The following is an 8,192-nucleotide window of genomic DNA, read 5'->3' as shown; positions in this document are numbered from 1 at the left end:
AATAGAGCTAGCAAATGTATTCTTAAACCACTACGTAAAAAAATTCAATGCTAAGTTTGCTCTTGATATCAATAATACCAAATCTGTATTTAAAACACAACCTACGGTTGAAAAAATTAATTTAACTCTTGCCGTTTTAGCCGACCGAAAGGTTGATTGTGGACATTGCGTACGCTTTGAATCCAAATACTATAAACCTATTGATAGTGATAGCAATCCTACATATTTTAGAAAAGGTACATCCGCTTTGATTATTAGAGCTTTTGATGGTGAATTTTACGTTAGTATAGAAAATAAAATATATGGGTTAGAAGTAATACCAGACCACAAAGCTACTTCAAAGAACTTTGATTTCACAAAAGATAATCCAGTAAAACGCAAAAGTTACGTGCCACCTATGAGTCATCCTTGGAAACATGCATCATTTCAAGCATACTTGGACAAGCATACTCATAGATCAACCAAGACTGGTTAATATTTAATCACCCAAAATTACGCTTTTAAAAAAATAAAGCACCAGCAACTTGCTGGTGCTAATGTTTCACTTATTTCGGGACATTTTCAAAAATGCTTGACATATATTTCTTTTATTACATTTTTTTATATTAAATAATAAAAACCACCTAACAATTGTTAGATGGTTTCTGGCGGAGAAAGAGGGATTTGAACCCTCGCACCAGTTTCCCAGTCTACACCCTTAGCAGGGGCGCCTCTTTAGCCACTTGAGTATTTCTCCATGGAGTTATTTAAATGTGCTTATAAAAAAATGGCGGAGGAAGTGGGATTCGAACCCACGGAACGCTTTCACATTCGTCGGTTTTCAAGACCGGTGCCTTAAACCAACTCGACCATCCCTCCGTATTTTCTAACAACAAAATTTATTATATCAGCATATATATTTTCTGTCAACATAATAAAACAAATAAACAACTTAATTTTAAATTTCAAATGGTTAAGTTGCTTACTTATACATTTACACAATAGATATATTAATCTAATAATTTATTTTGTAATTAGTTTTTTTCCTCCCATATATGGCACTAAAACCTCTGGAATAGTTATTGATCCATCTTCGTTTTGGTAATTTTCAAGTACTGCAGCTAAAGCTCTTCCTATAGCTACTCCTGATCCATTTAAGGTATGAATATATTTAGGCTTATCCTTTTTATCTTCTTTGTACCTTATATTTGCACGTCGGGCTTGAAAATCCTCAAAATTACTACAACTTGATATTTCAACATATTTATTATAACTTGGCATCCAAACCTCAATATCATATTTCAATGATGCTGTAAATCCTAAGTCACCTTTGCATATTGCAATAACTCTATAAGGCAAATTAAGTCCTTGTAACACTGACTCTGCATCTGTAATTAATTTTTCAAGTTCAGCGTAAGAATCCTCAGGTTTTGTGAATTTAAGAAGCTCTACTTTATTAAATTGATGCTGCCTTATAAGCCCTCTAGTATCCCTTCCAGCTGATCCTGCTTCTGATCTAAAGCAAGCACTATAGGCAACATGCTTTACAGGTAAATCTTTACCATTTAATATCTCATCTCTATAAATGTTTGTAACAGGAACTTCTGCTGTTGGTATTAAGAAATAGTCCGTATTAGCCACTTTAAACGCATCTTCTTCAAATTTAGGTAGTTGACCCGTGCCAATCATACTTTGCCTATTAACCATGTATGGAGGCAATATTTCGGTATATCCGTTTTTGTCCACATGGCAATCTAAAAAGTAACTTATCAATGCTCTTTCAAGTCTTGCTCCCTGTCCTTTATACACTGTGAATCTTGATCCTGTAACCTTTCCACCTCTTTCAAAATCTAAAATATCATTGTTTATCCCTAAATCCCAATGAGCTTTAGTTTCGAACTTGAAATTTTCCGGCTGTCCCCATTTTCTTATTTCAACATTATCTTCCTCTGTACTTCCTACAGGCACATTTTTATTAGGTATATTAGGAATTCTTAACATAATATATTTAGTCTTTTCATCCAATTCAGAAATCTTTGTATCAAAACTTTTAATTTCATCTGATAATTTTTTCATATCTATCATGATTTCTTCTATATTTTCTCCGCTTTTTTTAAGCTTTGGTATAAGAGCAGATTGAGTATTTCTTTTATTCTTTAATTCCTCAACCTCCATTAACATATCTCTTCTTTTTTTATCAATCGATACAATCTCATCTATTACTGATAAATCAAAATTCTCCCCTCTATCTGCCAATAATTCTTTTATTTCCTCTGGATTATTTCTTATTCTTTTTAAATCTAACATAATTATTCCTCCCTTAATCTATATTTCTTTCTATATTTTTTGTGCAAATAATATCAACCCTGGTATTAAGTATATTCTTACATACTACATCACCTATTTTTAAAGGTGGTCCTACATGTATTCTACTTAATGCTTTAGAACATTCAATCCACAATCTCTTATTAATGGGTTTGCTACTTTTTACTGGCACTACATTAAATGAGTCTGAGCCTTTTATTCTAACTAAAGTTGTTAATATTGCTTCGTTTTCAATAAAATTATAAACAGCTTCTTCTGTCAAATAACTCATCTCCTACATACTATCAAATTCTTTTATTCTATATAACACAATATTAGAGTTTTTGGAATCCTTAACTATATCTGTGACTTTTTTATTTGTTTCTCTTGCTAAAATAGAAACAATTTTATTTAAACAAAGTGAACCCTGACAATTTCCAAAAGCAGCACCTGTTCTTCGTTTAACTCCTTCAACTGTTCGTGCACCTAAAGGTCTCCTTATAGCATCCACTATTTCCCCTTCAGTTACTTTCTCACACGCACATATTATTTTACCATAATTTTTGTCTAATTTAATAATTTTTTTTCTTTCCTCATCACACAATTCTCTAAATTTATAGTACTCACGTCTGTTATCATTAAAATCTTTTTTATGTTTACATTTCATTTTACTAACTACACTCTCACAGACTATACTTGCTATAGCAGGCGTCATAGTAATTTGTCCATAGTGTTTTCCTTTAATTTGAATAAGGCCATTATCTATACCACTATCATCAATTACCATTGGCTCCTCAAAAAAAGGCCATTCTAAAAACATTTTAACATCCATGCTATCTACATCACTTGTTATTTTAGATACCCTATCCACTACTTCATTATAACTAGCGTCCTCTTTTGTACTAATAGCAGCTACTGTATCACCCTCCATAGTTGGAAGTGTATAAATTCTTTGACCTTTAGAATCAAACATAAATAATGCATGATAAAAACTTGATTTCTTATTGTTATCTAGGAGTAAATATTTCAACATTCTCTCATTATTGCTTCCATCTAACTTTTTTTTATTTATTATACTGTAACTTTCTGAAGAAGTTGTATTTATTACTATTTTACAAGTTAATGTATTCTTATTAGTAATTACTCTAAATCCTTTTGTTATCTTTTTAATATCCATTACTTCTTCCTCTAGTTTAAATTTTACACCATTATCAAAAGCTACTTCTCCATACGCTAATGCTAAGTCGAAGGGACAAATCACACCGGTATTTTTAGAATATAAAGCTTTTTTTACATCAACATTTAAATTTGGTTCCATTTCATATATGTATTCCGGTTCTAAAAGCTGTACATCCCTTGTTTTTCTAGCTATTGCCCTATTATATGTTTTTTGAATCATATTAACTTCTTCATCTGTTTGAGCAATTATTAGTGAACCGCATCTTTTAAAAGGAACATTAAATCTAGCAGTTATTGTATCCATCATTTTATTTCCCATACGTTCAAGTTTTGAAGTTAAAGTATCTTCACTTTCAACGCCATCATATATCATGGCAGTGTTTATTAATGCTACATCATCTGCTATATCATAGTCTTTTTCAATAACAGCTATATTAAGATTGTATTTAGATATCTCATAAGCCACAGCGCAGCCTATTATACCTCCACCCAAAATAAGTACATCATAATCCATTGTAACCCTCCATTATAAGAAAAAACTATTTCACCTCTTCTTATTATTATATCCTTTATTTTAACATAAGGCTAAATATCTTTAAAATTAAAAAAAATCACTAAAAAAAGAAGAATAATTTATTCTTCTTTTTAAATATTTATTAGAAGGATTTAATCATCCTTATCTACTTTACTTCCTATTAGTATATTCAAAAACCAATCGTTTTAAACTTTCTTTGTTTATAGGCTTATTTAAAACAAAGTCAACGTTATTCAATTCTTTATCTTCGAAAGATCCTACCCAACCTGTCATTAGACAAAAGTATGTGTCTATATTTAATTCTTTAACCTTTTGTGCAACTTGTAATCCATTAATACTTGGCATAGTAAAATCACATACTATTATATCATATTTTCTTCTTCTTAGCTCTAAATCTAGATCTTCACATCCGCATGTCTTTATTTTACATTTAGCAATTGACTTTATCATACTAGAAACAACATTCCTTATCTGCTCCTGGTCATCAATAACAAGAATATTTCCTTGAAAACTAATATCAACATCAATATTTGATACCAAATTTTCACGCTTAATTTTATTGTCACATATGGGTAATTTAATAATAAAGGAAGTACCTACATTTTCTTTACTTTCTATTTTTATGGTCCCTTTGTGTGAAGATATAATATTATAAGAAATGCTTAGTCCAAGCCCTGAACCGTTATTACCTTTAGTTGTAAAAAACGGCTCAATTATTCTCTTTTGAATTTCTCTATTCATTCCCATTCCATTATCTTTTATTTCAATAATAACACTATTAGATTCATTTTTTGTAATAGCCTCTATTGTCCCACCCTTTGGCATAGCATCTATAGCATTAGTTATTATGTTTATAAATACCTCTCTTATCTCTGTTATATTGCCCTTAATCGCCGCATTAGATTTTAATGTTTTAATTATATTTATTTTTATGCCCTTAAAAATACTTTCAGTAAGCCACTTAGTTCTGGTTAAATCAATTGCATCTGAAATTACGCTATCTATATTAAAAGTTTCAAAATCATTATTATCATTATGTTTTTTTGTTAATCTTCTAACCCTCTTTGTTATGTTCATTCCGTCAAATGCACAAAGTTCAATAACACTAAGTAATTTTAAACTTTGTTTATCTATAATTTTATCCTTTAGAAGCTCAACAAAACCTAAAATTGGTGTAAGTATGTTATTAATATCATGAGTTATACCCGCCGCCATTTCACCCATGGCTCTTAGTTTTTCATTTTGTATAAGCCTACTTTGCATAACAGAAAATTTTTTCTGATCTTGAATCAAATAAAAAGCTGTTTTGCATATTGATTTTAATTGTTCTACGTTGTTTTTAGATAGTTCGCTGCTATTTTCATATTTACCTATCCATATTACCCCTTTAGCTGTATCATAATATTCTACAGCAATAGCCATATAACTTACTATTCCTACTAATTTAAATTTCTCAACTATTTTTGAGTCTTGTATTTCACTTAAATTTAATAATATATCTGAACTACTTCCTTCTACAATTGCATTGAACTTATTAATATACTTAATTATTTCTGTATCATTCATTAAGTAGTACTGCTGTTCTTTTGTGATACCATAATAACTATCCATAGGTATTATACTTTCTTGTTCTTTAAGTGAATAGTGTAAAATGCAAAAGTCTACATCACACACATCCTTAATTTTACTCATTATAATTTTTTTAAACTCATTCTCATCTGTACTTTTAGGTATATTGGAAAATGTATCATTAAATAAAACTAAGTTTTTATTCTTATGTTTTAATAGTAAATTTGAACTTAGCATCCATATTGCTTTTTCTATTTCATTTTTATTTAAAAATTCCATTTCTTTATTTCTATCTATAATAATTAATAAATTAAATAAATTACTAAGTCTACATAATACATCAAAATTATATATGTCATTTTCAATATATATCAAATTTGAAACTTTATTTTTCGAAGATTCTATTATTTTTTCAACACACTTGATTACAATTTGTAATTTACAAGCTATTTTAGTCACGTTTTTAAAATCCCATATTATCCTTAGTTTTTCTTTATCAGCAGATACAATATCAATAATAATATCCAAAAACTTTTTATAATTATAATCAAAATCATTAATATTATATATTACTATTTTAAATTTACCTTCACATAGATTATATTTTATAAGATCTTCATCATTAATAAAGTTGTTTTCGATGTCTTTATAAAAGATATCATCTGAAAATAATATAATTCTTTCGTTATTTAAAAGAGCATCAGAAATGTATTCTTTAATTATTTCAGGCAAATTATTAATATTTAAAACATCCGTACCTATACATAATGAATTTTTACATTCTCTATGTAAATTATTATTTGTATATTTCATAATAAACTCCTTAATTTTATAACATATTCCAAATACTCTCACTTATATAAACTTATTCGACATTTTATTATATATTCCTTTTTCATACAATGTTTATTTGAATTATACATTCCTAAGTTAAATGTACGTAATTCTACCATAAATAAAAGGACATATAATTATATATGCCCTAAGATAACATTTTATGATAATATAATACAATTTAATCTTTTATTTTGTCTAGTATTTCACCTAATTGTTTTATATATGTCCAATATTCGGCCCAATCACCACTCTTTTGGGCTTCTAATGCCTTGTTGTATACATATTTAGCACTTTTTATAGTTTCTAGTACTTTTACATCTACATTTGAATCGTATTTATCTTCTACTGTATTATTTTTATCAGTATAATTAAATAACTGAGTTAACGCCGACTCTATATTATCAGCTAGCATTATTTTGCCACCATAAGATACTACAACTCTTTTCATTTCTGGTATGCTTTTTTCCCCTTTGGCTCTCAAATACATTGGTTCTACATAAAGCAAAGAACTTTTAATTGGAATAATTAGGGTTTCTCCAAATAAAACTTCTGAGCCCTGGGTATTCCAAAGCGATAATTCTTTTGATATTTCAGTATCTTGATTCATCTTTTGTTTAAACAGTACTGGGCTATAAACCGTTCCCTTTAATGGAAATTTATATAAAACCATTTTTCCATAATTATCGCCGTCCATTCTTGCTGCAAGTAAAGAAACCATGTTATCTCGCCCTTTAGTATTAAAATATTCAAGTAAAACCATTTCTTCTATGCTCACATTAGGTAGTTTCATTATAGCGTAAGAGGCTTCATTAACTGCTGCCTTGCCCTCAATTTTTTCTTGCTTAGTTGCTATAGACCATGCATCATCCCCACTATAAAATACTCCTGGATCTGTAGTGTGATATCTTCCAAGCACATTACATTGTAAATTATATATGCCTTCCGGATATCTAAAATGTTCTACAAGTCCACTTGGAATTGAATCTATATCTTTAAATAGTCCAGGAAATATCTTCGAGTAATTATTTGCTATAGGATCATTTTCATCAAATATATAAAACTCAGGTTTTCCATCCACACCATCAATAACAACTTTAACTGAATTTCTGATATAATTTACTCCATTTTGAGGTTCTGAAAATGGATATCTATTAGAAGTTGTATAAGCATCTATAATCCAATATAACTTTCCTGCGTTTATTACAATGTAAGGATCGGTATCATATGTTAAAAATGGAGCAATTTTATTTACCCTTTCTACTATATTCCTATGAATTAATATCTTACTATTAGAATTTATATCATTGGATAATAAAAACTTAGAACTTTTTTTATTTATTGCAAATAATATTTTATTTACAAAGCTCATCTCTATTCCGGCTTTTCCTTCATAGTGGTTCATTTGATTTTCTCCACCCTTAGGGTAGTCCAATTCTCCAATTTTTGTATTAACTACACTATAATCATTGGTATCTTCACCAAAATATATTCTAGGATTATCTAATTTTATATCTGTTTTATTCTCAAGAGGTATATTATTAATTACGAAATCTGGTTGTCCTTCACTTGTTACAGAATTCACTTTACTCATAACAACTCCATATCCATGTGTATAAACTAAATGTCTATTTTGCCAAGTATTCGACTTATCTTTTAATGATTGTAAATCAATTTCTCTAGGTGCAATAAATACCTGAGTGTACTTCCCATTAATATTATATCTATCCACATCTATGTTATTAAATCCATAATAAAATCTCATATATTGAAATTGATTATAAAATTCTAA

The 8,192-nt window shown here is 28.8% G+C and carries 4 protein-coding genes, 2 tRNA genes and 2 pseudogenes; 1 reads left to right on the top strand and 7 read right to left on the bottom strand.

Annotation, left to right across the window (positions count from 1 at the left end):
* Positions 1-475, top strand: a pseudogene (locus ACJAX4_RS19825) (ISNCY family transposase); the annotation flags it as partial.
* Positions 476-645: 170 nt separating this feature from the next.
* On the opposite strand, the gene ACJAX4_RS19820 reads toward ACJAX4_RS19825, so the two are convergent.
* From ACJAX4_RS19820 to ACJAX4_RS19790, 7 genes and pseudogenes are all read right to left on the bottom strand, one after another.
* Positions 646-736 (bottom strand) — tRNA-Ser (locus ACJAX4_RS19820).
* A 31-nt stretch (positions 737-767) separates the two neighbouring features.
* Positions 768-858 (bottom strand) — tRNA-Ser (locus ACJAX4_RS19815).
* A gap of 144 nt (positions 859-1,002) precedes the next feature.
* A complete protein-coding gene (gene serS, locus ACJAX4_RS19810) occupies positions 1,003-2,286 on the bottom strand; it encodes a serine--tRNA ligase (protein WP_435791164.1) in 1,284 nt (427 codons plus the stop codon).
* A gap of 13 nt (positions 2,287-2,299) precedes the next feature.
* Positions 2,300-2,533 (bottom strand): annotated as a pseudogene (locus ACJAX4_RS19805) (DUF1667 domain-containing protein); the annotation flags it as partial.
* A gap of 45 nt (positions 2,534-2,578) precedes the next feature.
* Complete coding sequence (locus tag ACJAX4_RS19800; protein ID WP_435791163.1) at positions 2,579-3,976, bottom strand: NAD(P)/FAD-dependent oxidoreductase; 1,398 nt, start codon at positions 3,974-3,976, stop codon at positions 2,579-2,581.
* Between the two features lie 171 nt (positions 3,977-4,147).
* The gene (locus ACJAX4_RS19795) at positions 4,148-6,379 is read right to left on the bottom strand and encodes a hybrid sensor histidine kinase/response regulator (protein WP_435791162.1); all 2,232 of its coding nucleotides are present in this window, start codon (positions 6,377-6,379) and stop codon (positions 4,148-4,150) included.
* 202 nt (positions 6,380-6,581) lie between these two features.
* Positions 6,582-8,192: UPF0182 family protein (locus ACJAX4_RS19790; RefSeq protein ID WP_435791161.1), on the bottom strand; the 1,611-nt coding region annotated here is incomplete at its 5' end.

This window comes from Clostridium sp., assembly GCF_051278035.1.
GTDB lineage: Bacteria > Bacillota > Clostridia > Clostridiales > Clostridiaceae > Clostridium_AD.
The sequence above is the reverse complement of the archived record's forward strand: the minus strand, read 5'-3'. Positions and strand labels throughout refer to the sequence as shown.